Origin of the sequence: Bacteroides sp. 2_2_4, assembly GCF_000157055.1 — a bacterium.
In the GTDB taxonomy this organism is placed as follows: domain Bacteria; phylum Bacteroidota; class Bacteroidia; order Bacteroidales; family Bacteroidaceae; genus Bacteroides; species Bacteroides ovatus.
This window is the reverse complement of record NZ_EQ973355.1, coordinates 493,933-520,244: the sequence shown is the minus strand read 5'-3', so window position 1 is coordinate 520,244 and position 26,312 is coordinate 493,933. Positions and strand designations below refer to the sequence as shown.

Below are 26,312 nucleotides of genomic sequence, written 5' to 3'. Positions count from 1 at the left end.
TTAATCAAATACAATATTATGGAAAAAAAGAAGTTCATGCGAGTACAGAAATTTTTGATTCTGTTTCTGATACTCCTGCTATCCTTTCCTTTGAGTGCGTTGGCACAGCAACAAATGATAAAAGGACAAGTGGTAGATGATAAAGGTGAAACCATTATCGGCGCCACAGTGATGGTGAAAGGTTCTAAAGATGGGACGCTGACTGACATTGACGGTAACTTTTCCGTGAAAGGGAAAGTAGGTAACACATTGGTTATTTCTTATGTCGGTTTTACTCCCCTTGAAATAAAGGTGACAAAAGCAGAAGGCAACCGATTTACGTTAAAAGAGGATACAAAAGTCTTGGATGAAGTGGTAGTAGTAGGTATGGATAAACAGAAACGAAGCACCATTACGGCGGCGGTGGCTACTGTAGGTTCCGATGCTATTGTCAACCGTCCGGTTACTGACCTCACGAGTGCCCTTCAGGGTAATGTAGCCGGTTTAAACTTCTCTTCTGATGCGGTTGCTAATGGGGTAGGCGGTGAGACCGGTGCCGAAATTAAATTCAATATTCGTGGTATCGGTTCTATCAATGGAGGCGAACCTTATGTATTGGTAGACGGAGTGGAGCAAAGTTTGCAGAATGTGAATCCTGCCGACATTGAAACCATCAGTGTTTTGAAAGATGCTTCTGCTGCTGCCGTTTATGGTGCACGTGCCGCCTATGGTGTGGTTATCGTCACTACCAAAAGTGGTAAAAAGGAAAAAACACGTATATCATACAGTGGTACTGTAGGATTCAGTTCTCCTATTAATATGCCCCAAATGATGAATTCTATTGAATTTGCCAATTATCTGAACGAACGAGATGATAACGATGGAGTAAAACACTCGATTCCTGATGCGCTCATCGAAAAGATGCAGGGCTTTATGGAGAATCCTTATTCGGAAAAGTTCCCGGGCATAGGACCTAATGCGGACGGTACCGGTTGGGCAGGTTCTAAAGATGCTGTGTATGCCAATACCGACTGGTATGATTACTACTTTAAAAAAGCTTCCATCCGTCATTCTCATAATCTGAGCGTAACGGGAGGTTCTGATAAATTTAATTATTACGTAGGTTTGGGATATATTTACCAGGAAGGATTACTGGATCAAGTGGACGATAACTTGAGTAAGTACAATGTAAACTCGAAGTTTCAGATCCGAGCCAATAAATGGTTGAAGTTTAATTTCAATAATAACCTTTCGCTGAATATACTGAAGCGTCCGATGGCTAACCAGACCATTTTTTATGGAACTATCGGAAGCAGCTTTCCGAATTCTCCTACCCATCTTCCTGTAAAGTCGGAATATAATGACAATTCCGAATACCGTTATCTGAAACAATCGCATTATGTGCAGAACAGAATTTCTGATGCGATGTCGTTTGCCACTACGATTACTCCGCTGGAAGGTTGGGATATTGTAGGTGAAATGAAAGTACGCTTCGATGTGGAAAACAATGACTTCAAACGCGGATATCCCACTGCTGAAAAGCCTGACGGAACGTTGGATATAAGTAAGGGAACCAAGCAGGGGTATCAATATCCGGGCATGAACTGGAAAAACTCTAATTGGGGCTCTTATACACACGGTAATACTTTCAACTACTACCTGTCTCCAAACGTATCGTCATCCTACACACATGCTTGGGGCGACCACTTCTTTAAGGCGATGGCGGGTTTCCAGATGGAACTGCAAGAAAATTCGAATGGTTATACTTATAAAGACGGATTGCTGACTAGTGATATATTCTCTTTTGTGAATGCTAACGGGCAAGTATTGGCAGGTGAAGACCGGACGCATTGGGCTACAATGGGTATGTACGCTAAACTGAATTGGAATTACAAGGAGATTTATTTTCTGGAATTCAGTGGACGTTATGACGGTTCTTCCCGTTTTGCTCCGGGAAATCGCTGGGGATTGTTCCCTTCTTTCTCAGCCGGTTATGACATTTCTCGTACCGACTATTTCAAAGCTTTGAATCTGCCGGTTTCTCAATTGAAAGTACGTGTTTCTTACGGTCGCTTGGGTAATCAGAACGGAGCGGGACTCTACGATTACCTTGGGATTCAGAGTTTGACCTCCGATTCACCCAATGCTTGGCTGTTGCCCGGTGTGCAAGCTACTCCTCAAAAAGGAACTTTAGCCACTACGCCTAAGATGATCAGTTCGTATATTACGTGGGAGAAGGTGGATAATGCCAACTTAGGTATCGACTTGATGTTGTTGGATAACCGACTGTCTATTACTGCCGATATTTATCAGCGTACCACGCGCGACATGATTGGACCTGCTGAAGCTATTCCGAATCTCGGAGGTATTAGTACGGATGACCGTGCGAAGGTCAATAACGCTACTTTACGTAATCGTGGTTGGGAATTGTCTGTAAACTGGCAGGACCAGTTGAAATGTGGTTTTAGCTATGGCATAGGATTCAATGTATTCAATTACAAAGCTGTTGTCACCAAATATAATAATCCGGAGGGGTTGATATACAACAATCATACCGGTTTGGCAACTAATAAAGGATATTATGAAGGAATGGACGTTGGTGAGATTTGGGGATATGAAGCGAATGATCTCTTTTTGTCCAATCGTGAAGTGGATGCATACCTCAGACAAGTAGATCTTAGTTTCTTTAAGTCCGGCGACAAGTGGCAACGAGGCGACTTGAAATACATTGATTCCGACGGTGACGGTAAAGTGGATCCGGGTAAGGGTACATTGGCCGACCATGGTGATTTGAAAATTATCGGTAATGCCACTCCCAAATACAGTTTCGGTATCAATCTAAACGTAGGATATAAGGGATTTGAAATATCCACTTTGCTGCAAGGAGTTGCCAAGAGAGATTTCCCGATGGCCGCCAGTACTTACCTATTCGGTGGTAAAGAATGGTTCAAGGAGCATCTCGATTATTTCAGTCCCGAGAATCCCAATGGATATCTACCTCGACTGACGACCGATGCCCAGACAACGAATGCCAATACGGGATACAATACTACCCGCTATATGCTGAATGCGGCATATATGCGTATGAAGAACTTGACAGTATCCTATACTTTTAAGCCTCAATTGTTGAAGAATATTGGACTAAGTAACCTGAAAGTATACTTTACATGCGATAACCTGTTTACCATCAGTAAACTGCCGAATCAGTTTGATCCGGAAACCCTTAATCAGGTGAACGCGTGGGCAGGCGGAAGTAACGCGGCTGCTCCGGGACTTACCTCGGCTCAAAATCAGAATGGTAACGGAAAGGTGTATCCGATGAACCGTAATTTCGTGTTTGGACTTGATTTTACATTTTAATTAAAGAGGAACGCTATCATGAAAAATAAAATAATTATCCTGACTGTTTTTGCAGGCTTACTGTTGTCGGCGTGTTCCGACTATTTGGACCGTAAACCCTATACGCAGCCTAACAATGAAGATTTCTTGAAAACCAGAGAGAATGTAGAGAGCTATATAAATAATTTGTATACTTCTCTACCGGCTCCGGCTCAATATGGTATTGGTGTCAGAGGAGAAGAGGTGAACAGTGACAATATCCTTTCGGAAAAGTATGATATGCGCCTGAATGGAGAGAATAATCAATTCAGTGGTTCTGACGATTGGAATAAAGGCTATAAAAACTTGCGTATGGTGAATTACTTTTTCCATTATTACGCAGTTTCCGAGGTGGACGAGACGGACGAAGTGCTTTCATTGAGAGGGGAAGCGTATTTCTTCCGTGCTTATTGGCACTTCTATCTGCTCACACGTTTTGGTAATATTCCCATTATGGATGACTTCTGGGATGGCAATGCTACGTTGGGCGGTTTGCAAATTCCGGCGACAAAACGTGCGGATGCAGCCCGTTTCATCCTGAACGATTTGAAAGCGGCTATTGGGTTGATACCGGAGGCTCGTGCTAATTTACATTCCCGCAGTAAATACAGTGGATTGCGTGTCAACAGAGAAACGGCCATGATTCTGGCTATGCGAGTTGCTTTGTACGAAGGTTCGTGGGAGAAGTATCACAAAGGAACTGATTTTGCAACGGAAGATAACTCTGAAGAGTTTTTTAAGGAAGTGATGAACTGGGGAGATCAATATTTGTTCCCGGTCGGACTGACTTTGCATATGACAGCAACCAATCCGAAAGCTACCAATATAGATGACGCTTTTTTGGAGCTATTCAATTCAAACGATCTTTCCAACATTAGCGAAGTGACTTTTTGGAAAAAATATTCAATAGCTGATGGCGTGTTCAATACCGTTACTCAACAGCTTAGCGGTGGAGTAACAGATAATGTGAAGCCTTCGGGACTATCCAAGTCTTTGGTGGATAACTTTCTGAATGTGGATGGTACGCCGGTTGACCCAACCGATGAAAAGTATAAGGACTTTAATGAGGTATTTAAAGATCGTGACGGAAGACTTTTGGCCATGGTGATGCATACCGGTTGTAAGTTCAAATCTAATAGCTTGATGAATGTGAGAGCGTATGACGAGACAGGTACCGAAGAAGAACAAAAGGAAAAGAATAAAGATATTTCATCTCCGCGCTTGAATGGGGATGGTATTTACAAGAACGTGACCGGGTTCCATACTCGCCTTGGCATTGATACGACCTATGTAACCGGCAATTGTGAAACGGCTCATGTCATGTTCCGCTATGCCGAAGGATTGCTTTGTTATGCTGAAGCTGCCGCCGAATTGGGGCTGTATAACGATGGCGTGGCAGAGAAAACATTGAAGCCATTGCGTCAAAGAGCCGGTGTGGCCTATGTTACTCCGGCGGCTGATCCTCACTTCCCTTTCCAAGGCCTGCCGCCGGCAGTGCAGGAGGTACGTCGGGAAAGACGCTCAGAGCTATCTCTGCAAGGTTTTCGTTTGGATGACCTGATGCGTTGGAGGGTAGCCGGAACGTTGAAAGGTGTGGAAGGACGCGGACGTGGAGCTTATCTGGGCAAAGACGGTGTACTTTATCTGAGCTTTTCGCCTACATTGCGGAAAGAAGGACTGAATCATGTACTGACAGATAATGAAGGATGGATGGATCCGTTGAAAGAGTACTTGCCTGAAGGCTACAAGTTTAATGAAGATCGTGATTACTTGTTACCCATACCACCGGATGAAATCCAGATGGACCATGAGCTGAATCAGAATCCGGGATGGCCGACTAAGTAAGGGAACTGAATAAAATTCATTTATGATAATTAGATAGATAAAGATATGAAGAACATATTATATAAAATATTTCCGATATGCTTGTTGACCATGGGGTTGACTGGGTGTGAGGAAGAAACGAAATACCGCCCTCTGCCGGAAATCGTGCCATTAACGATGAACATCAATGACAACGCATTTGCGATGGGAGAACACTTGAAAGTGAATATTAATGTGGAACCGGATGCTGATGGCAAGGAGGTTGTAGCAAATGAAGATTTTGATATTTACTTTACGGCGAAAGCCGGAACGGAGGATGCTTCGAATGTATTCGAACAGTTCAATGGAATCGTTACTTTTCCGAAGGGGGAGAAACAGATTCAGGTGGATTTTCCGATAAAGGCATCCGGACTGACGGGTAGTACTGCTATAAACTTTACGGCTTTTGCCCGTGGTTATAAGATGGAAGGCTCCAGTCAGGTAATTAAGGTTTCCGATTATTATCGGATAATGGCATCATTGGAGAACAATGCGGAGAATGTAGTAATGGAAGGTGGTAAGTTTGTATTAGTTGCAAAGATTGAAAAACCAAGTTCCGTACCTCTTAATATGAAAATTACTCCGAAAGAAGGGGAAGGAGATAGGTATGAAAATTTACCTTCTACATTAACAATTCCTGCAGGAAGAACTTCGGCAAAAAGTGATGCTGTGACTATTAAACAGGATTTTGAAATGACAGGGGATTTGCAACTGGTATTGAATCTGGAGAGTGATTCTCCAGCGAATCCGATGATAAATTCTACTCTGACTATAACTATGACTGATTTGGAATCTATGGGAGATCCTAATCTGTTTGATATAACGAAGGTGTATGAATTCCCGGATAGGCCGTTTATGTCTGATAAAAATAAAACTGCAATTGAAAGTTGGTTTACGGGAGATAAAATAGCTATGAATAAGAATAGCGCTCATCCCACTTCAGCTTTGAAAGATAAAGATTGGGTATTATGCAATGCGATAGAGTTCCATTATATTAATAATAGTTTTAGTGGCGGAAATAATACCCCTAATGCTTTCGGACATCGTATTTCTTGGGCCTTTTCTGATATTAATGATGCACCGTCACAGAAAATACAAGCTGTGAATAATGCAAAATGTACAAATATAACCAATGAAGGTATTTTAAATATGTGGGTGGATAAAAATGTTCAGGGGACTGGTGCCATGACTGCTACCAAGGATTACGGTGTCGCCGCATTGCAATGTTCTAAATTTGGTGGTATTTTTGCCCCACAACATACTCGGTTCTTTCCTGGTATGAGAATTGAAGTGAAGGCGCGTTTGAGAGGAATACGGACTGGTTTTGTTCCGACAATCGGACTTAAAAATCAGAAAAATTCCCTTCCGAACACGAAAGATGAGATCGATATTCTCAAGAACACTCAAGGTTCTGTAATTACTCAGGCTGTAACTGTTGATAATGAGATAGGTTCAAAGAGTGTAGCAATACCTCAAGCGAATGAATGGAATATATATTGGGTGGAACTTGTGGATGAAAATATAATCAATTTAGGAATTAATGGAGCAACCAATCTGACTGTGAATCGTACACAATCTCCTGACAGGTGGCCATTCGACAAGGCTGGAACTCCTGCTACTGCTAATCCTGATCCTGCTACTGCTGCTGGTGGCAGTGCCGGTCTCTACTTCTTTATGAGATTGGCTGAAAGCTCGGAACGGGCTGCTGGTAAAGCGCCTGAAGGTTGGGATAATGTACTGAAAAGTATTGCCAATTGTGAAACGGATGATAATACGCCTCGAATGGAAATTGATTGGATTCGTATCTATACAAATAAGAATTATGTACAGACTGATGCTGAAAAAGTCTGGGCTAATCAGTTATTTTATTAATGCTATCTCTTTCAATTAGCTTTCAATAGTGTGAAATGAATTTTATGCCGGAAGCTATCGTTAGAAGGCGATATGCTTCCGGCTATTTATTAGTCAATTATGCAGAAATGGAGATTATTGGAAATTAAATGGTAATTTGTGGAAGTTAAATAGATGGCTGTCCTCTATCTTTGCTGACACAATCTTATACAAATTAGTATTTATGGAAAAATTGCAACCAAACTTATTCTTTCCTTTAGCAGGAGTAGCAGCTGTAGCTTCCTTTGCTTCCTGTTCAAACAAGCAAAAGCCTGTGGAACAGAAACCTTTGAATATCGTCTACATTATGACAGACGATCACACAGCTCAAATGATGAGCTGTTATGACACACGCTACATGGAAACACCCAATCTCGACCGTATTGCTGCCGATGGTGTACGCTTTACTCAAAGTTTTGTAGCCAATTCATTAAGCGGTCCCAGTCGTGCCTGCATGATAACGGGTAAACATAGTTGTGCTAATAAATTCTATGATAATACCACTTGCGTATTCGACAGTTCGCAACAGACTTTTCCGAAGCTGTTGCAGAAAATCGGTTATCAGACAGCACTGGTAGGTAAATGGCATCTTGAAAGTTTGCCTTCCGGTTTTGATTACTGGCAGATTGTCCCCGGACAAGGCGACTATTACAATCCGGATTTCATCACACAGAACAATGACACTATCCAAAAACATGGATATATCACGAACCTTATCACTGACGATGCCATTGACTGGATAGAAAACAAACGCAATCCGGAGAAACCTTTCTGTCTTTTGATTCACCATAAGGCTATTCACCGTAATTGGTTGGCAGATACTTGCAACCTGGCTTTGTACGAAGATAAAACCTTCCCGCTACCGGACAATTTCTTTGACAATTACGAAGGACGCCCTGCCGCTGCCGCACAAGAGATGAGTATTATGAAAGACATGGACATGATTTATGATCTCAAAATGCTTCGTCCCGACAAAAATACCCGTCTGAAATCCTTATATGAGAAATATATCGGTCGTATGGATGAAGCACAACGTGCTGCATGGGACAAATTCTACACCCCAATAATAGACGACTTCTATAAACAGAACCTGCAAGGCAAGGAACTAGCCAACTGGAAATTTCAGCGTTATATGCGCGATTATATGAAGACGGTGAAGTCGCTGGACGACAATGTTGGTCGTGTACTCGACTACCTGAAAGAGAAAGGATTACTGGATAACACACTTGTTGTCTATACTTCCGACCAAGGATTCTACATGGGCGAACACGGTTGGTTCGACAAACGTTTCATGTACGAAGAATCCATGCGTACACCACTCATCATGCGTCTGCCGAAAGGATTCGACCGTAGGGGCGACATCACCGAAATGGTTCAGAACATCGATTATGCACCTACCTTCCTCGAATTGGCAGGAGCAGAGATTCCTTCAGACATACAAGGTGTATCCCTCGTCCCCTTGCTGAAAGGCGAACATCCGAAAGATTGGCGGAAGGCTCTCTACTATCATTTCTACGAATATCCCGCTGAACACATGGTGAAACGTCATTATGGTGTACGTACGGAACGCTATAAACTGGTTCATTTCTATAATGACATTAACTGGTGGGAACTCTACGACCTGCAGGCAGACCCGTCGGAAATGCACGACCTCTACGGACAACCTGAATATGAACCGGTAGTGAAAGAACTAAAAGAAGAAATGCTGAAACTTCAGGAGCAATACAATGATCCTGTCCGCTTCTCACCGGAGAGAGACAAGGAATAATACCAATGTACATACGCCATGAAAAAATACATCTTAATCATTCTCATACTGCTTTCGCCACTGACAGCGTTTTTGCAGGCTGATAACTTAACATCCCCTTTAATTTCAATAGTACCACGCCCGACACAGATTGTGCCGGGCCGTGGCAACTTCACCTTTTCAGCCCAAACGGTGTTTGCGGTAGAAAGTCAGGAACAAGCCGTGATTGCTCGCAATTTTATTGACTTGTTTACTCGTGCTGCCGGAATAACTCCTGCTTTGAATGTCGGGCGTGAAGAGGGACAAGTCCGTTTTGTGACGGATTCTTCTTTAAAAAGTGAAGCCTACTTACTGGAGATTACGCCGGAACAGATACTCATTAAAGCTTCGGATACAAAAGGCTTTTTCTATGCCCTGCAATCTATCCGCCAACTTCTGCCGGCTGCCATAGAATCGGAACAACCGGTCCGGAATGTCGATTGGAGAGTTCCGGCAATGACGGTTCAGGATGAACCCCGTTTCGGTTTCCGCGGATTACTGTTGGATCCGGTACGTTGTTTTATCCCTAAAAAGAATGTACTGCGAATCATTGACTGTATGGCGATGCTGAAAATAAACAAACTTCATTTTCATCTGACAGACGATAACGGCTGGCGGATTGAAATAAAGAAATACCCCCGTTTGACGGAAATAGGAGCGTGGAGAGTAGACCGTACAGATGTGCCTTTCCACTCACGTCGTAACCCGGAACGGGGAGAACCTACTCCGATAGGCGGTTTCTACACGCAGGAGGACATCCGGGAAATTGTAGCTTATGCAGCCGACAGACAGATAGAAGTCATTCCCGAAATAGATGTACCGGCACACAGTAACTCTGCTCTGGCTGCTTATCCCCAGCTTGCCTGTCCGGTTGTGAAAGACTTTGTCGGTGTACTTCCCGGACTGGGAGGACGAAATTCCGAGATTATCTACTGTGCGGGAAATGATAGCGTATTTACATTCTTGCAAGATGTTTTTGACGAAATTCTAGAGCTTTTCCCTTCTCGCTATATTCATGTTGGTGGAGATGAGGCGCGAAAGACAAACTGGGAGAAATGCCCGCTTTGCCAAAAACGGATGAAAAAACAGCGTTTGGCCAATGAAGAAGATTTGCAGGGTTACTTCATGAAACGTATCAGTGATTATCTGCGTAAGAAAGGTCGTGAAGTGATTGGCTGGGATGAGTTGACAAACAGCTCTTTTCTTCCTGAAGAATCTATTATCCTAGGCTGGCAGGGAATGGGTACGGCTGCTCTGAAAGCTGCCGAAAAGGGACATCGTTTTATCATGACTCCGGCGCGTGTCTTATACTTGATTCGTTATCAGGGACCGCAATGGTTTGAACCGGTAACCTATTTTGGCAACAATACCCTGAAAGATGTTTTCGATTACGAACCTGTACAGAAGGATTGGAAACCGGAATATGAGTCTTTGTTAATGGGAGTACAGGCTTGTATGTGGACAGAGTTCTGTAATAAACCCGAAGATGTGGATTATCTTTTGTTTCCCCGCCTGGCCGCTTTAGCAGAAGTGGCATGGACGCCCGCAGGAACGAAGGACTGGTCTGGATTCTTGAAGCGGATGGACGCATACAACGCGCATATTGCGGAAAAAGGAATTGTCTATGCCCGTTCAATGTATAACATACAACAGACGGTGACATCAGTGGACGGACATTTGGAAGTGAATTTGGAATGTATCCGCCCGGATGTAGAGATTCATTATACACTGAACGGAAGTAATCCGGCAATGTCTTCTCATCGTTACGACGGACCTATCCGTGTGACGAAGACACAAATGGTGAAAGCCGCTACCTTTATGAACGGCAAGCAAATGGGAGAAACTTTAGACTTGCAACTCACATGGAACAAAGCTACGGCAAAACCTTTGCTTGGCAATAAGAAGAACGAAATGTTGTTAGTCAACGGATTGCGGGGAAGCCTGAAATATACTGATTTTGAATGGTGTAACTGGAATCAAAATGATTCTATATCTTTCACGATAGATTTGCAGGGGCGGGAGATTTTGAATAAATTTGCCATCGGTTGCATTACGAATTATGGAATGGGAGCACATAAACCGAAGATGATTCGCGTAGAAGTTTCCGATGACAATCGAACCTACCATACTATGGGAGAATTGAACTTCTCTCCGGAAGAAATCTATCTGGAAGGAACTTTTAGAAATGACTATTCGATAGATATGGGCGGAGTATCTGCCCGTTATGTCCGAGTGACGGCGGAAGGTGCGGGGATATGTCCCGACGAGCATGTCCGTCCCGGTCAGGAAGCGAGAGTCTATTTTGATGAAGTGATTATAGAATAGTAATCAAATAGTTAAAAACAGCAATTAAGTGTTCTTGCAGAATAATCTTATATTATTAGAGACGGATTACACGAATTTCACGGTTTTTAGAATGATGAGTATATAAAATAATAGCGTCAATCAGCTTAATCTGTGCCTAATTTATTATATAAACCAATTATGATGACATGCTTATGAATATTAGCTTAAAGAAACGAACTCTTTTAGTTCTATTGTCAGGACTGACTGCTACTTTCACTTTAGCGCAACAACAACCGTTGCCCGAATGGCAAAGCCAGTATGCGGTGGGACTGAACAAACTCGCTCCTCACACATACGTATGGCCTTACGCCAACGCTTCCGACATTGAAAAGCCGGGAGGGTATGAACAGTCTCCTTTTTATATGAGTCTCAATGGAAAGTGGAAATTCCATTGGGTGAAGAATCCCGATAATCGTCCGAAGGACTTTTACCAACCTTCTTATTATACAGGAGGATGGGCGGATATCAATGTGCCCGGTAACTGGGAACGCCAGGGGTATGGCACGGCTATCTATGTCAACGAAACGTATGAGTTTGATGATAAAATGTTCAACTTCAAGAAGAATCCGCCGCTGGTGCCTTATGCAGAGAATGAAGTCGGCTCCTACCGACGTACCTTCAAAGTGCCTGCCGACTGGAAAGGACGCAGGGTAGTACTGTGTTGTGAAGGAGTCATTTCTTTCTATTATGTATGGGTGAATGGAAAATTACTTGGCTATAATCAGGGATCAAAGACGGCTGCCGAATGGGATATTACAGATGTCCTCAATGAAGGCGAAAATGTGGTTGCTTTGGAAGTGTATCGCTGGAGTTCGGGTGCTTATCTGGAATGTCAGGATATGTGGCGTTTGAGTGGTATCGAACGTGACGTGTATCTTTACAGTACTCCCAAACAGTACATTGCGGATTATAAACTGAATGCTTCTTTAGAAAAAGAGAAATACAAAGATGGTATTTTCGGACTTGAAGTGACCGTAGAGGGACATTCTGCTATATCTGGAGCTACTTCTATTGCTTATACCCTGAAAGACGCCGATGGCAAAACTGTCCTGCAGGATGCTATCCGGATAAAATCCCGCGGATTGAGCAATTTTATCACGTTTGATGAAAAGAATATTCCCGATGTAAAGGCTTGGAGTGCAGAGCATCCTCATCTTTACACATTAATACTCGAACTGAAGGATGAACAAGGCAAGGTAACCGAACTGACTGGTTGTGAAGTCGGCTTCCGTACCTCGGAAATCAAAGACGGACGTTTCTGCATCAACGGCGTTCCGGTATTGGTGAAGGGAACCAACCGACACGAGCATTCTCAACTGGGACGTACCGTGAGCAAGGAGCTGATGGAACTGGACATCAAACTGATGAAGCAGCACAATATCAACATGGTGCGTAACTCGCATTATCCTACACATCCTTACTGGTATCAACTTTGCGACCGTTACGGTTTGTACATGATTGATGAGGCAAACATCGAATCTCACGGAATGGGATATGGTCCTGCTTCCCTAGCCAAGGATAGTACCTGGCTGACTGCACACATGGATCGCACTCACCGGATGTATGAACGTTCTAAGAATCACCCGGCTATCGTTATCTGGTCATTGGGAAATGAAGCAGGAAACGGAATTAACTTCGAACGTACTTATGACTGGCTGAAATCGGTAGAGAAAACTCGCCCTGTACAGTATGAACGTGCCGAATTGAACTATAATACGGATATTTACTGTCGTATGTACCGCAGTGTAGACGATATCAAAGCATACGTAAAAGAGAAAGACATCTACCGCCCTTTCATTCTTTGTGAATATCTTCATGCGATGGGCAACAGTTGCGGCGGACTGAAAGAATACTGGGACGTATTTGAAAACAATCCGATGGCACAAGGTGGCTGCGTTTGGGACTGGGTGGATCAGTCATTCCGCGAAATAGACAAGAATGGTAAATGGTACTGGACGTATGGCGGTGATTACGGACCGGAAGGAATTCCAAGTTTCGGAAACTTCTGCTGTAACGGTTTGGTGGGCGCCAACCGTGAACCGCACCCGCATTTGCTCGAAGTAAAGAAAGTATATCAGAACATAAAAGTAACGCTGGCGAATCAGAAGAATCTGACTATCCGTGTCAAGAACTGGTATGATTTCTCTAACTTGAATGAGTATGTACTGAACTGGAATGTGACGGCAGATAATGGCAAGATTTTGGCGGAAGGTACAAAAACGGTTGATTGTGCACCACACGCTACTGTTGATGTTACTTTGGGGACTGTAAAACTTCCGAATACAGTCCGTGAGGCTTATTTGAATATCAGCTGGACCCGTCGTGAAGCTTCTTCAATGATAGATAAGGATTGGGAGGTGGCATACGACCAGTTTGTATTTGCCGGTAATAAGAACTACACAGGCTACCGTCCGCAAAAAGCAGGTGAAACGACTTTCACCGTTGATAAGCAAACAGGCGCGCTGACTTCATTGAACTTGAACGGCAAAGAATTATTGGCTACTCCGCTGACATTGAGCCTTTACCGCCCGGCAACGGATAATGACAACCGGGATAAGAACGGCGCACGCTTGTGGCGTGATGCGGGATTGGATTGTCTGACCCAGAAAGTAGTGTCATTGAAGGAAAGTAAGACTTCGACCACTGCCCGTGTAGAAATTCTAAATGCAAAAACGCAAAGGGTAGGAATTGCTGACTTTGTTTATTCACTGGATAGAAACGGTGCACTGAAAGTACATACAACTTTCCAACCCGACACGACCATCGTGAAATCAATGGCACGCTTGGGATTGACGTTCCGTGTGTCGAACGCCTACGATCAGGTTTCTTACTTGGGACGTGGAGATAATGAAACCTATATTGACCGCAATCAGTCCGGTAAAATCGGTGTATATCAGACCACACCGGAACGGATGTTCCACTATTATGTTGCTCCGCAATCTACAAGCAACCGCACCGATGTACGTTGGGTGAAGTTGGCAGATACTTCCGGCGAAGGTATCTTTGTTGAGTCGGATCGTGCTTTCCAGTTTAGTATCATTCCTTTCTCGGATGTATTATTAGAGAAGGCCCGCCATATCAATGAACTGGAACGCGATGGATTGCTGACAGTGCATCTGGATGCTGAACAGGCAGGTGTGGGAACGGCTACTTGTGGTCCCGGAGTATTACCGCAATACTTGGTTCCATTAAAGAAACAGAGTTTTGAATTTACCCTTTATCCGGTGAAATAGATACTAAATCAATAGGTTATTTAGATTATATATAAAGGTGGGGGTTACACTGATTGGATGGAATGTCGTAAGAAAATATTCCATGAGAATCGTGAAATCTGCACCTTTATTTTATCTTTGTACGATTGCAATAATTAATAGACCATGAATAAACTACTAACCTCTCTTTTATTGTCTGTTACTCTCATGAGTGGAGCGCAGGCGCAGAAAAAAGAAAATTACTATGTGAAGCATGTTGAATTTCCTCAAAGTGCAACTATCGAACAGAAGGTTGATATGGCAGCGCGGCTGGTACCTACTCCACAGCAATACGCTTGGCAACAAATGGAATTAACAGCTTTCCTTCATTTTGGTATCAACACCTTTACAGGACGTGAATGGGGGGACGGGAAAGAAGATCCCGCGCTCTTTAATCCTTCGGAACTGGATGCTGAACAATGGGTACGTACCCTCAAGGAAGCCGGCTTTAAAATGGTGCTTCTGACTGCAAAACATCACGACGGTTTCTGCCTTTGGCCAACGGCTACTACCAAACATTCCGTGGCCTCTTCTCCCTGGAAAAACGGACAAGGCGATGTAGTGAAAGAACTTCGTGCTGCCTGTGACAAATATGATATGAAGTTTGGAGTATATCTTTCTCCCTGGGACCGGAATGCGGAATGTTATGGAGACTCTCCCCGTTACAATGATTTTTTTTATTCGGCAATTGACGGAATTGCTCACCAATTATGGTGAAGTACATGAAGTCTGGTTCGACGGGGCGAATGGAGAAGGTCCGAACGGAAAGAAGCAAGTGTATGACTGGGACGCTTTTTACCAAACCATCCACGCCTCCAACCCAAAGCTGTGATGGCAATTATGGGGGATGATGTCCGCTGGGTCGGAAACGAGAAAGGAGTAGGCCGTGAAACGGAATGGAACGCAACTGTGTTGACTCCCGGTATATATGCCCGTTCACAAGAGAACAACAAACGTTTGGGTGTTTTCAGTAAAGCAGAGGATTTGGGAAGTCGTAAGATATTGGAGAAAGCTACGGAATTATTCTGGTATCCTTCGGAAGTCGACGTATCTATCCGTCCGGGATGGTTCTATCATGCGGAGGAAGATGGTAAAGTGAAATCTTTGAAGCATTTATCAGATATTTATTTCCAGTCGGTAGGATATAATTCAGTGCTCCTGTTGAATATTCCACCTGACCGGAGGGGACTGATTCATGAAGCTGATATCAAGCGGTTGAAAGAGTTTGCTGATTATCGGCAACAAACGTTTGCTGACAACCGGGTGAAAAACGGAAGAAAATACTGGAGCACTACTTCGGGCGGTGAGGCTGTCTATGCATTGAAGTCCAAATCGGAAATCAATCTGGTCATGTTGCAGGAAGATATAACGAAAGGGCAGAGGGTAGAGGCTTTTACTGTGGAAGCCTTGATGGATAATGGCTGGAAAGAAGTAGGAAAAGGTACGACGATAGGATATAAACGTATGTTGCGCTTTCCGGCAGTTAATGCCAATAAGCTCCGGGTGAGAATAGACGAGTGCCGGTTGACTGCTTACGTTAGTCAGGTTGCCGCTTATTATGCAGAACCTTTGCAGGAAGAAACAACGAAAGAAGACTGGAATAATTTGCCGCGTTCCGGATGGAAACAGGTTGCTGCTTCTCCATTAACGATTGATTTGGGGAAGACGGTAACATTGAGCAGTTTCACGTACGCGCCTTCAAAAGCGGAGGCAAAGCCGACGATGGCATTCCGTTATCAATTCTTTGTAAGCATGGATGGTAAGAGCTGGAAAGAAGTGCCTGCCAGTGGAGAGTTCAGCAATATTATGCATAATCCGTTGCCACAGACGGTTGCTTTCAGTCAGAAAGTACAGGCACGTTTCATTAAACTGGAGGCCACTACACCTGATGCTACCGTTGCTAAAGTAAATATGAATGAAATAGGGGTGATGGTGATTCCCTGATGGAGCCCTCATCGAAAAATGATATGCTTAGAGAGTAGCAGTGGAGACCGGTGTCTTGATTCTTGATAAATCGGATACTAGTCTCTTTTTTTCTAAACCAAATGAATATTTTACTGTTATTTATAAAAAAAAGACAGAAGTTATGTTAGTAGTAGATTTAGGAAAATGGATGAATAAAACCCTCATTAATTGGGGAATAGATCCGGCAGTTGCCGATCGTTTTGATGAGACTATTATGGCTTTACTGATGATAGTGGTTGCTATCGTTTTGAATTATCTTTGCCAGGCAATTCTTATTGGAGGTATGAAACAGTATACGAGACGTAAACCTCATCAATGGAATACATTGTTGATGAAGCGTAGGGTATTTCATAATTTGATTCATACCATCCCGGCTTTTCTGGTTTATTCGTTGTTGCCGATGGCTTTTATCCGTGGAAAAGAGCTGTTGCTGATTTCCCAGAAGGCGTGCGTCATTTATATTATTTTCTCTTTACTATTGGCTATAAATGGGATTCTGTTGATGATAATGGATATCTATGACGGAAGAGAGTCGATGAAAGACCGCCCGATGAAAGGTTTTATCCAAGTGTTGCAGGTGCTTCTTTTCTTTGTTGGCGGGATTGTAATCATTGCTATTATCGTGAATAAGTCTCCGGCTACTTTGTTTGCGGGCTTGGGCGCTTCAGCGGCTATTTTAATGTTAGTATTCAAAGATTCCATATTAGGTTTTGTGGCGGGTATCCAGCTTTCTGCCAACGATATGGTTCGTCCGGGGGACTGGGTGACGCTTCCTTCCGGTGACGCAAATGGCATTGTACAGGAAATAACGCTGAATACAGTCAAGATCCAGAATTTTGATAATACCATTTCCACTATTCCTCCTTATACATTAGTGAGCAGTCCTTTTCAGAATTGGCGGGGAATGACACAGTCGGGAGGACGACGGGTGATGAAGAGTATAACTTTGGATTTGACTACACTTCAATTCTGTACTCCGGAAATGTTGGACCGTTACCGGAAAGAAATTCCATTAATGGCGGATTATCAGCCGGAAGAAGGAGTCGTTCCTACCAATTCTCAAGTGTACAGGGTATATATTGAACGCTATTTGTGTAGTCTGCCTGTGGTCAATCAGGAGTTGGATTTGATTATCAGTCAGAAAGAAGCTACGATGTACGGAGTACCTATTCAGGTTTATTTCTTCTCCCGCAATAAGGTCTGGAAAGAATACGAGCGTATTCAGTCGGATATCTTCGACCATTTGCTGGCAATGGTTCCGAAGTTCGATTTGAAGGTTTATCAGTATTCGGACTAATTCATCATTTGCATCATAGAGGACATGGAGAAATAGAAGTTCGGAACTCTTGTTTGATAATTTAATTTATGAAGCTATGATGAGGCGTTATATTTCTCAAGTATTCTCACTACGATGAGAAAAGATTCTCATCGTAGTGAGAATAGTCTCTTGTCAGAGTATGCTGTAGCGGCGTTTGTACTTCTCTGATAATGGTTGACTATCTTTATTTGTAATAACCTGATAATATTGGCTACTATCGTTTGCCATAATTAATATACAATCAATTCAAAGTCTGTGTAGATAGGAAGATGGTCACTGATGCCTCCTTGATATTTCATTCCCTTATAAGTGCGGAAAGGTTCTTTGTCACCATATTTTTCGTCGTCTTTCAGTAAAAAAGGGAGAAGGCATACATTTGCTTTTTCTTCGCTAGTGAAAAAGTGATTTGATTGATTTAATAGCGTGCCTGATACAATCAAGTGGTCGAGTAATCCCCATTCACCACGAAATTTGTAAGAACCGAAGTTTTTTGATTTTGCTTTTCGGGCAAGTAGATGATATAGTTTTAGTGAGGAGGGGGTAACTGTTGAGGCGTTGGCGGAGTCGGTTGTTGAAGCTAGGTCATTGGTTTTAACAGGAGGCGCTTCGGCTTTCAGTATTTTCAGAATGGACTGATTCGTCGGGTAATCGTTGAAATCCCCCATGATAATGGCTTGCGGATGAGAACGAATATTCATAATGCTATCGACTTCCGTACGCAGTATGTGAGCTACATATAAACGATAAGGTTCCGATTCTTTGGCTCCACCCGAACGGCTGGGGAAGTGGCAGACAAATACGTCGAGTGTATCTCCCGCCAGTAGAAGCCCGCTGACGTGTAGCAAATCTCTTGTCGGACGGTGCTGCTTAAACGGAGGAATGGAGATGGAACGGGAAGATAATAGTTTGAATAGATCCCGTTGATAAAGCAAGGCTACGTCAATTCCTCTTAAATCAGGGGAGTTGGTCATTACATAACGATAGCTGAGCTCTTTTAAAGGAGAACGACGGGTAAGGTCACGAAGCACTGTATCATTTTCTACTTCACATAATCCAACTAATGCGGGAGGATTCCATTCGCCAATAGCAGTAATTACACGGGCAACATCAGCCAGTTTTTTCTTATATCTGCTATAATTCCAATGACGTATCGCATCGGGAAGATATTCATGATCGTTCTTCAGACTGTCGTGGTGTGTGTCGAACAGGTTTTCTATGTTCCAACTTACAACACGGAAAGAGATTCTTTCTTGTTGAGAGGAGGCTTGTCTGCTGTGAACCTCTTGTGCAATGATATTGGAAGGAGCGAGGAAACTTACACCTGATAAAATCATAGTAAAAAAGAGTACGATAACAGCTATTCTTTTTTGACTGTTACCATACTCTTCTTTATGTTGACTTATTTGCCCGCTACTTCTTGGCAGGTACATGTGCCAGGATGTCCAACAGGTGTTTCCAGAACTTTTCTACAGTAGGAATAAGCATTCGTTCGTCAGGAGAATGAACACCTGTCAGTGTCGGTCCGAAAGAGATCATATCCAGCGTTGGATATTTATCAAGGAACAGACCACATTCCAATCCTGCATGGATGGCTTTAACTTTCGCATCTACACCAAATAAGCGTTTGTATGATTCAACTGCTACTTCGAGGATGGCCGAATGTGGATTCGGTTTCCATCCCGGATAACCTTCTCCGAAAGTAACATTGGCTCCTGCCAGTTGGAATACGGCGCGAACCGTGTTCGCCATATCGTTGCGTGCGGACAGTATAGAACTTCTCTGACTGGTTTCAATGCGGATGATATGGTTGGGCTTCATCTTGACAGATGCCAGATTGGTAGAAGTTTCCACCAGTCCGGGAATATCCTGACTCATGGCATATACACCGTGAGGAGCTGCATACAGAGCTTTTAATAAACGGGTAGTAGTATCCTGGTCGATAGCCATTTTGCGTGGAGTTTCCGATTCGAGAACCAGCTTTAAGTCAGGCTCTACAACGGATAATTCGTCTTCCATTTCGCTGGTGAAAATATTCAGTTCGGTGCGGACATCATGCTTGGCGTCTTCGGGAACAGCACAGATGGCATAAGCCTCGCGGGGAATAGCGTTGCGCAGGTTACCACCGTTGATTTCACATAGGTACAGATCGTGTCTGGCAGCCATGCGTGAAAGGAAACGGTTCAGAATTTTGTTGGCATTGCCACGTCCCAGGTGAATGTCGCCACCGGAGTGACCGCCTTTCAACCCTTTCACTTCCACCTTGAAGAAGAAATATCCGGCGGGAACTTCCACTTCCTTATAAGTAAATTCTGCAACGGAGTCAATACCTCCGGCACATCCGATAAAGATTTCCCCTTCATCTTCCGAATCGAGGTTCAGAAGGATGTCACCGCTCATAAAACCTTCTTGCAGGGCAAAAGCTCCGGTCAGTCCGGTTTCTTCGTCTACGGTAAACAGGCATTCCAGCGGACCGTGCTCAATGCTGTCGTCAGCCAGAATAGCCAGCTCGGTAGCTACACCGATACCGTTGTCGGCTCCGAGGGTTGTGCCTTTGGCTTTCAGCCATTCACCGTCAATTTCCGTTTCGATGGGATCGGTGAGGAAGTCGTGTTGAACATCGTTATTCTTTTCGCACACCATGTCGATATGCGATTGCAGAACGACGGTTTGAAGATTTTCTTTTCCCGGAGTAGCGGGCTTTTTAATCAATACATTGCCGGCTTCGTCCACCTTGGTTTCCAGATTATGTTTTGCTCCGAATGTCTTCAGGTAGGCAATCATTTTCTCTTCCTTCTTCGAAGGGCGTGGCACTTGGCAGATTTCTTCGAAATACTTGAATACGCCAGCCGGCTTTAAGTCTTTTTTTTCCATGCTGTTTCTATTTTATAATAGGAATAGAAGGGTTGTTTTCGCTTCTTCTATTGCTAAATATGGTTAATTTGATTGACTTATCTGAACTCATATCTCATTAAAGCCTATCTTTGCACTCACAAAATTAATAGAAATGGTTGAGACTATACTGATAACTTTGTTAATAGTTGCTATTTCCCTGGTATTATTAGGGGTGAAAGTATTCTTTACGAAGGGTGGGAAGTTCCCGAATGGTCACGTGAGTGGGAATAAAGCGTTGCGTCAGAAAGGAATCGGATGCGCACAGTCGCAAGATCGCGAAGCACAAAAGAAGCCGCGTTTTTCTATTAACGAGTTGGAAAAAGCCTTGAACGATAGTATGAATTAAATTTATTAAAAACAATACTTATTAATTATGAATAGAATGAACTACCTCATGAACGGTTTGGCTGCTCTTGCGTTTATCGTTTTATTTTCACAATGTGCTGGCAAAACTGACAATCAAACTACCAATGCTCCGGCTCAGGCTAATGCCGAACTGTCAGGAATGAAAATTGCCTATGTTGAAATAGATACGCTGCTTGCCAAATACAATTTCTGTATTGACTTGAATGAGGCGATGGTAAAGAAGAGCGAAAATGTTCGTATGACATTGAATCAGAAGGCTACCTCTTTGAACAAGGAAAAGCAAGATTTTCAGAAGAAAGTTGAAAACAATGCTTTCCTGTCACAAGATAGAGCGCAGCAAGAGTACAACCGTCTGGTGAAGTTGGAACAAGATTTGCAAGAGTTGAGCAACAAACTTCAGAATGGTTTGATGGAAGAGAACAACAAGAATAGCTTGCAGTTCCGCGATTCTATCAACGCTTTCCTGAAAGAATATAATAAGACTCACGGATATAGCCTGATCTTCAGCAACACTGGTTTCGATAACCTGCTTTATGCTGACAGCACTTTCAATATTACAAAAGAAATTGTTGACGGGTTGAATGCAAGATATTCACCAGTGAAGAAATAAATGATATAAAACTGTTCCGTTCTTTATAAAAGGACGGAACATTATCGAATTAAAAAAAGTGATGCCTGTTCAAGACTGAAAAGCTATGAACGGGCTTTTTTTATGACCTTTCTTTTTCTTCTTCCTGTGGAATACGGAAAGCGGTGTAAAGTTCGAGGATGGCAGCAACTGTGAGGCAGGCAATCCATTCATTGCCTCGTGTGGTAAACATAAAGGCTCCGGTCAGGATAAGTGCCAGTGCGCCGAATATCTGCTGAATACGCAGGCGTTTCAATGTTTTGCTCTTTCCTTTGACGGGTGTGTTCACTTGTGCCAATGCGATACATCCGGCTCCAACAGTATATATGTAAGGAGCGTATATCCATCCGGTAATAAACACAGCTGCTCCGGTGAGAGCCATTATGGCGCCTGCGGTGAAAAGGGCGGGTACTAATTGTTTCATTCTTTAATCTTCAAAAACGTAAATATCTTCGTTGGGTTTCTTCATCAGATACTTTTCACGGGCGATCTGTTCGATGGCGTCCGGATTGGTACTTATTTCGTTGAGACGTTTGGTGTTCTCTTCGTAATCTGCCCGGTACTTTTCTATCTCTTCTTTCAACTGGCTGATTTCCCGTTCATATCCGAAACGACGAACCAGGCTGTTCTCGTCCAGAAAGCCAATGATAACAGCAAATGCAACGACCGTAATGAGGTACTTGCGTCTGCATATGAAACTCCAGATACTGATTAGTTTACCCATAATTTCTCCTTTTAATATCTGCAAAGATAAAACTAATAACTTAAAAACTTATCGCTTCGGCTTCAAAACTTCTCTCTTTATCCCTTATTACTTATCACTTTTTTTGTGTACATTTGCAGAATAAGCGAAATTTCAAAAACAGAGAGAATCCCGGATATGGAAAACTATATTGTTTCAGCCCGTAAATATCGTCCGTCCACGTTCGAATCGGTGGTGGGGCAGCGGGCGTTGACTACTACGCTGAAAAATGCAATTGCTACCCAAAAACTGGCTCATGCTTATTTGTTTTGCGGACCGCGCGGGGTAGGAAAAACGACTTGCGCGCGTATCTTTGCCAAAACCATTAATTGTATGACGCCTACCGCTGACGGAGAGGCTTGCAATCAGTGTGAGTCATGTGTAGCTTTCAACGAACAGCGGTCATATAATATTCACGAACTCGATGCTGCTTCTAATAACTCGGTGGATGACATTCGCCAGTTGGTGGAGCAAGTGCGTATCCCGCCACAGATTGGTAAGTATAAGGTATATATCATCGACGAGGTGCACATGCTCTCGGCATCTGCTTTCAATGCGTTCCTAAAAACGCTGGAAGAACCTCCCCGTCATGCGATTTTTATTCTGGCTACGACGGAGAAGCATAAGATTCTTCCTACCATTCTTTCACGTTGTCAGATTTATGACTTTAACCGGATAAGCGTGGAAGATACGGTGAATCATCTGTCGTATGTTGCTTCGAAAGAAGGAATCACGGCAGAGCCGGAAGCGCTGAACGTGATAGCCATGAAGGCGGACGGTGGTATGCGTGATGCATTGTCTATCTTCGATCAGGTGGTTAGTTTCACCGGAGGAAATATCACCTATAAGAGTGTGATTGATAATCTGAACGTACTTGATTATGAATATTATTTCCGTCTGACGGATTGCTTCCTCGAAAACAAGGTGAGCGACGCATTGTTGCTTTTCAATGATATATTGAATAAAGGTTTTGACGGAAGTCACTTTATTACCGGATTGTCGTCTCATTTCCGTGACTTGTTGGTCGGGAAAGACCCGGTGACATTGCCTTTACTGGAAGTGGGAGCGAGCATACGCCAACGTTATCAGGAACAGGCGCAGAAATGTCCGTTACCTTTCTTGTACCGGGCTATGAAGCTGTGTAATGAGTGCGATTTGAATTACCGCATCAGCAAAAATAAGCGTTTGCTGGTAGAACTGACCTTGATACAGGTTGCACAGCTTACCACCGAGGGGGATGACGTGAGTGGTGGGCGTGGCCCTAAGAAGACTATAAAACCCGTATTCACTCAGCCTGCCGCAGCACAGCAGCCGCAGGTAGCTTCTGCCACTCAGGTTCAGCAGGCTCCAGTTCATTCGTCTCCGTCTTCAGTTACAACACAGGCTGCTAATGGCACTACTGCCCAGCATCCGCAGGCTTCTGCGGCTGTGCAACCGGGAGCACCGGCTTCTCCTGGTGCGGCTTCGTCTGCTCCGTCACAAGGAGCGGGAGTTGCTCAGACTGCCAAGGAAGAACGAAAAATTCCCGTGATGAAGATGTCCAGCTTGGGGGTATCTATCAAGAATCCGCAGCGTGACCAAGTATCGCAGAATGCGACTACAACTTATGTTCCTAAGGTGCAACAACCGGAAGAGGATTTTATGTTCAATGACCGGGATTTGAATTATTATTGGCAGGAGTATGCCGGCCAGTTGCCGAAAGAACAGGATGCTCTTGCAAAACGTATGCAGATGCTCCGTCCGGCGTTGCTTAACAACTCAACGACTTTTGAAGTGGTGGTTGATAATGAGTTTGCTGCAAAGGATTTTACAGCTTTGATTCCCGAATTGCAGGATTATCTTCGCGGCAGACTGAAGAACAGTAAAGTGATGATGACAGTGCGGGTAAGTGAGGCAACAGAAACAGTACGTCCTGTGGGACGTGTCGAGAAATTCCAGATGATGGCTCAAAAGAATCAGGCATTGATGCAACTGAAAGATGAGTTCGGGCTGGAATTATATTAATGTACTTACTTCTATCAGATTACCATCCGGATCTCTGAAATAAATACTCCGGATGGCACCCTGCGCACCTCGACGCTGGACTATACCGACTTCTATTTCTATTCCTTTGGATTCTACTTCGACTTTTATTTCCTCTATGTTTCCTTCTGTCAGTAGACAGATGTCCGCACTTCCGAAAGCAGGATGCTTGGCAGCAGGAAGGAACTGTGCTTTTCCTACGTGAAGATTGATTTTCTGATTACCGAACTTGACGGCAAAGCGTTGGTTGCTTGTATCGGCTTCCATTCCCAGGACTTCTGTGTAGAAATGTAGGCTTTTATCTATATCGGACACCGGTATGACGATATGGTCGATATTCTTGATTTTCATATCAATGTAGGCGTTGATTCATGCGGTCTTCATATCCGTCTGAAGGTTTTCTTCCCGGCATGACAATCCACAAGATAATATATATAATCACTCCGGCGAAAGCAGTGAAGAATGTAGCCAATATATATACTATTCTCAATAAAGTAGCATCCCATCCGAAATATTCGGCTATTCCGGCACATACACCTGCAATCATTCGATTGGAAGAGCGGGTTAATTTCTTTTCATTTTCCATGATATACTATGTTCTTTTAATGCAAATGCTACACAAATATAGAGAATATATTTCGTTTATGGGTTAAACGGAAAGATTTATGTATTATTTGTTAGCATTTTAACTTACTTAATTGGGGGTCAACAATAGACCAACAACAAGGAATATTAGGTAGGATTTAGCATGATTTGCTCTCTAAGATGCCTATTTCCTGAAAGCAGAAAACCCTCATAAGTATTTAACTTACAAGGGTTTTTGTTGGGTGGAAGACCGGACTCGAACCGGCGACATTCAGAACCACAATCAGGCATAGTAACACCCTTATATTTAATAGTTGCTAGTTTGTTAATACTTTCTCTTAATTGGTTATAGAACAACTATAGACCAACAATGGTAGCATTACTATTATGCTAATATTATACTACCAATAGCACTTGGACTGTGCTAAGTTTCTTGCTTCTGTTTCATAACTAAATTTATTTAAGTGTTATCTCAATAGGTCTAAATCTGATTTGAGTATCAATGAAGTAAAGCTTGTCATCAATACCATACAGAACATTATTAGGTACAGCATCAAAAACCTCATATTCTGCATTGTGAAATTCATCCTCATAGACCATTTCAAAGCCTAATGCTTGCATGTGTTCTGCTATTTCTTCCTCTGTAGCTTCTCTTTTAGCTCTGACATAAGGTTGAACTAACACAGCACAAAACTCATGTTGACTGTTATAAGCAAAGCCAATCATCTGATAAGTGACATTGCTAAAGAATAGGTTATGAGCTTCTATTCTGATGAAGAAGTTCTCAAGGTCTTCACCTGCATACTCAAAGTTGTTTAACTTGAATACAACATCTTCATGACCTGTGAATACTTCATTCTCTCCACCCTTACTAAGGTAAGACAAGGGGAGGGAGTTAATGTTGATCCATAAATCATGTTGAGTAGCAAATAACTTTAGCTTTTCAATTTGCCCTCTCTTATATCCTTCTGTTGGTTCAACATTTCCTGCTGCTTCTTTTTCTCTTCTAATGAGATTGGCTGTTTCTGCCAAGAGGCTATTGACTTGAGAGTGCTCTCTATCCATTGCTTGTGGAATTCATTTATATATGTTCTTTCCATGCTTTAATCATTTAAAGTGGTTGATGCAAATGTAGTAAATCTATTTGGTTCATCCAATATTATTCTTCACTTTGTACTAGGCTACCTTCTCTTCTTACATATGAGAACTGGCTATGATTGTCAGTATCACCATGATGATGATTAGTAAGGCTGTACCTGCTATCAACAGGATACCAGCCCACTTGTTAGGTTCTGGATTTG

Annotated in this window: 17 protein-coding genes and 1 pseudogene; 11 read left to right on the top strand and 7 right to left on the bottom strand. The window is 43.1% G+C overall.

From position 1 onward, the window contains the following. Window positions 1-18: 18 nt before the first annotated feature. From BSCG_RS25015 to BSCG_RS25050, 8 genes and pseudogenes are all read left to right on the top strand, one after another. The gene (locus BSCG_RS25015; protein ID WP_032849279.1) at window positions 19-3,339 is read left to right on the top strand and encodes a SusC/RagA family TonB-linked outer membrane protein; all 3,321 of its coding nucleotides are present in this window, start codon (window positions 19-21) and stop codon (window positions 3,337-3,339) included. 18 nt (window positions 3,340-3,357) lie between these two features. Continuing rightward, window positions 3,358-5,202 carry a RagB/SusD family nutrient uptake outer membrane protein gene (locus BSCG_RS25020; protein WP_008774764.1) on the top strand — a complete coding sequence of 615 codons (1,845 nt, stop codon included), beginning with the start codon at window positions 3,358-3,360 and terminating at the stop codon, window positions 5,200-5,202. A 45-nt stretch (window positions 5,203-5,247) separates the two neighbouring features. Further along, entirely contained in the window at window positions 5,248-7,092 is a 1,845-nt protein-coding gene (locus tag BSCG_RS25025) for a DUF5006 domain-containing protein (RefSeq protein ID WP_008774763.1), read from the top strand. Between the two features lie 202 nt (window positions 7,093-7,294). After that, entirely contained in the window at window positions 7,295-8,878 is a 1,584-nt protein-coding gene (locus BSCG_RS25030) for a sulfatase (RefSeq protein WP_032849278.1), read from the top strand. Between the two features lie 18 nt (window positions 8,879-8,896). Beyond that, complete coding sequence (locus BSCG_RS25035) at window positions 8,897-11,221, top strand: glycoside hydrolase family 20 protein (protein WP_004300811.1); 2,325 nt, start codon at window positions 8,897-8,899, stop codon at window positions 11,219-11,221. Between the two features lie 167 nt (window positions 11,222-11,388). Then, complete coding sequence (locus tag BSCG_RS25040) at window positions 11,389-14,475, top strand: glycoside hydrolase family 2 TIM barrel-domain containing protein (RefSeq protein WP_083793637.1); 3,087 nt, start codon at window positions 11,389-11,391, stop codon at window positions 14,473-14,475. Window positions 14,476-14,619: 144 nt separating this feature from the next. Then, window positions 14,620-16,437, top strand: a pseudogene (locus BSCG_RS25045) (alpha-L-fucosidase). A 142-nt stretch (window positions 16,438-16,579) separates the two neighbouring features. Beyond that, window positions 16,580-17,755, top strand: a complete 1,176-nt coding sequence (locus BSCG_RS25050) for a mechanosensitive ion channel family protein (RefSeq protein WP_004311434.1) — start codon at window positions 16,580-16,582, stop codon at window positions 17,753-17,755. A 251-nt stretch (window positions 17,756-18,006) separates the two neighbouring features. Here BSCG_RS25050 and BSCG_RS25055 read toward each other — a convergent pair whose 3' ends face one another. Together BSCG_RS25055 and BSCG_RS25060 are read right to left on the bottom strand one after the other, a co-directional pair. Next, window positions 18,007-19,206, bottom strand: coding sequence for an endonuclease (locus BSCG_RS25055; protein ID WP_032849277.1), 1,200 nt, complete (start codon window positions 19,204-19,206; stop codon window positions 18,007-18,009). Continuing rightward, window positions 19,187-20,647: an aminoacyl-histidine dipeptidase gene (locus BSCG_RS25060; protein WP_004326498.1), complete on the bottom strand. Its 1,461-nt coding sequence runs from the start codon at window positions 20,645-20,647 to the stop codon at window positions 19,187-19,189. Before BSCG_RS25060 ends, BSCG_RS25055 begins: the two co-directional genes overlap by 20 nt. Before the next feature lie 133 nt (window positions 20,648-20,780). Between BSCG_RS25060 and BSCG_RS25065 the strand changes: the two genes are divergently transcribed. Both BSCG_RS25065 and BSCG_RS25070 read left to right on the top strand, forming a co-directional pair. Beyond that, the gene (locus BSCG_RS25065; protein ID WP_004300805.1) at window positions 20,781-21,014 is read left to right on the top strand and encodes a hypothetical protein; all 234 of its coding nucleotides are present in this window, start codon (window positions 20,781-20,783) and stop codon (window positions 21,012-21,014) included. Between the two features lie 27 nt (window positions 21,015-21,041). Beyond that, window positions 21,042-21,644, top strand: coding sequence for an OmpH family outer membrane protein (locus BSCG_RS25070; RefSeq protein WP_004300804.1), 603 nt, complete (start codon window positions 21,042-21,044; stop codon window positions 21,642-21,644). A 100-nt stretch (window positions 21,645-21,744) separates the two neighbouring features. Here the strand turns inward: BSCG_RS25070 and BSCG_RS25075 are convergent, their stop codons facing one another. Beyond that, the gene (locus BSCG_RS25075; protein WP_008774759.1) at window positions 21,745-22,086 is read right to left on the bottom strand and encodes a hypothetical protein; all 342 of its coding nucleotides are present in this window, start codon (window positions 22,084-22,086) and stop codon (window positions 21,745-21,747) included. Between the two features lie 3 nt (window positions 22,087-22,089). Then, complete coding sequence (locus BSCG_RS25080) at window positions 22,090-22,386, bottom strand: FtsB family cell division protein (RefSeq protein ID WP_004300802.1); 297 nt, start codon at window positions 22,384-22,386, stop codon at window positions 22,090-22,092. Window positions 22,387-22,542: 156 nt separating this feature from the next. On the opposite strand from BSCG_RS25080, the gene BSCG_RS25085 reads away from it, so the two are divergent. Further along, window positions 22,543-24,408, top strand: a complete 1,866-nt coding sequence (locus BSCG_RS25085) for a DNA polymerase III subunit gamma/tau (RefSeq protein ID WP_004300801.1) — start codon at window positions 22,543-22,545, stop codon at window positions 24,406-24,408. Here BSCG_RS25085 and BSCG_RS25090 read toward each other — a convergent pair. The 3 genes from BSCG_RS25090 to BSCG_RS25100 form a co-directional block, all read right to left on the bottom strand. Beyond that, the gene (locus BSCG_RS25090) at window positions 24,400-24,777 is read right to left on the bottom strand and encodes a VOC family protein (RefSeq protein ID WP_004300800.1); all 378 of its coding nucleotides are present in this window, start codon (window positions 24,775-24,777) and stop codon (window positions 24,400-24,402) included. The two genes, BSCG_RS25085 and BSCG_RS25090, sit on opposite strands and share 9 nt — an antisense overlap. Window position 24,778: 1 nt before the next feature. Then, complete coding sequence (locus BSCG_RS25095; protein WP_004300799.1) at window positions 24,779-25,012, bottom strand: PspC domain-containing protein; 234 nt, start codon at window positions 25,010-25,012, stop codon at window positions 24,779-24,781. Window positions 25,013-25,467: 455 nt separating this feature from the next. Next, entirely contained in the window at window positions 25,468-26,076 is a 609-nt protein-coding gene (locus BSCG_RS25100) for a hypothetical protein (RefSeq protein ID WP_032849276.1), read from the bottom strand. Between the last annotated feature and the right edge of the window lie 236 nt (window positions 26,077-26,312).

Excerpts from the sequence above, each read along its gene's own strand:
- BSCG_RS25015 (WP_032849279.1), top strand. The coding sequence starts at position 19 with ATGGAAAAAAAGAAGTTCATGCGAGTACAGAAATTTTTGATTCTGTTT.
- BSCG_RS25020 (WP_008774764.1), top strand. The coding sequence starts at position 3,358 with ATGAAAAATAAAATAATTATCCTGACTGTTTTTGCAGGCTTACTGTTG.
- BSCG_RS25025 (WP_008774763.1), top strand. The coding sequence starts at position 5,248 with ATGAAGAACATATTATATAAAATATTTCCGATATGCTTGTTGACCATG.
- BSCG_RS25030 (WP_032849278.1), top strand. The coding sequence starts at position 7,295 with ATGGAAAAATTGCAACCAAACTTATTCTTTCCTTTAGCAGGAGTAGCA.
- BSCG_RS25035 (WP_004300811.1), top strand. The coding sequence starts at position 8,897 with ATGAAAAAATACATCTTAATCATTCTCATACTGCTTTCGCCACTGACA.
- BSCG_RS25040 (WP_083793637.1), top strand. The coding sequence starts at position 11,389 with ATGCTTATGAATATTAGCTTAAAGAAACGAACTCTTTTAGTTCTATTG.
- BSCG_RS25050 (WP_004311434.1), top strand. The coding sequence starts at position 16,580 with ATGTTAGTAGTAGATTTAGGAAAATGGATGAATAAAACCCTCATTAAT.
- BSCG_RS25055 (WP_032849277.1), bottom strand. The coding sequence starts at position 19,206 with ATGTACCTGCCAAGAAGTAGCGGGCAAATAAGTCAACATAAAGAAGAG.
- BSCG_RS25060 (WP_004326498.1), bottom strand. The coding sequence starts at position 20,647 with ATGGAAAAAAAAGACTTAAAGCCGGCTGGCGTATTCAAGTATTTCGAA.
- BSCG_RS25065 (WP_004300805.1), top strand. The coding sequence starts at position 20,781 with ATGGTTGAGACTATACTGATAACTTTGTTAATAGTTGCTATTTCCCTG.
- BSCG_RS25070 (WP_004300804.1), top strand. The coding sequence starts at position 21,042 with ATGAATAGAATGAACTACCTCATGAACGGTTTGGCTGCTCTTGCGTTT.
- BSCG_RS25075 (WP_008774759.1), bottom strand. The coding sequence starts at position 22,086 with ATGAAACAATTAGTACCCGCCCTTTTCACCGCAGGCGCCATAATGGCT.
- BSCG_RS25080 (WP_004300802.1), bottom strand. The coding sequence starts at position 22,386 with ATGGGTAAACTAATCAGTATCTGGAGTTTCATATGCAGACGCAAGTAC.
- BSCG_RS25085 (WP_004300801.1), top strand. The coding sequence starts at position 22,543 with ATGGAAAACTATATTGTTTCAGCCCGTAAATATCGTCCGTCCACGTTC.
- BSCG_RS25090 (WP_004300800.1), bottom strand. The coding sequence starts at position 24,777 with ATGAAAATCAAGAATATCGACCATATCGTCATACCGGTGTCCGATATA.
- BSCG_RS25095 (WP_004300799.1), bottom strand. The coding sequence starts at position 25,012 with ATGGAAAATGAAAAGAAATTAACCCGCTCTTCCAATCGAATGATTGCA.
- BSCG_RS25100 (WP_032849276.1), bottom strand. The coding sequence starts at position 26,076 with ATGGATAGAGAGCACTCTCAAGTCAATAGCCTCTTGGCAGAAACAGCC.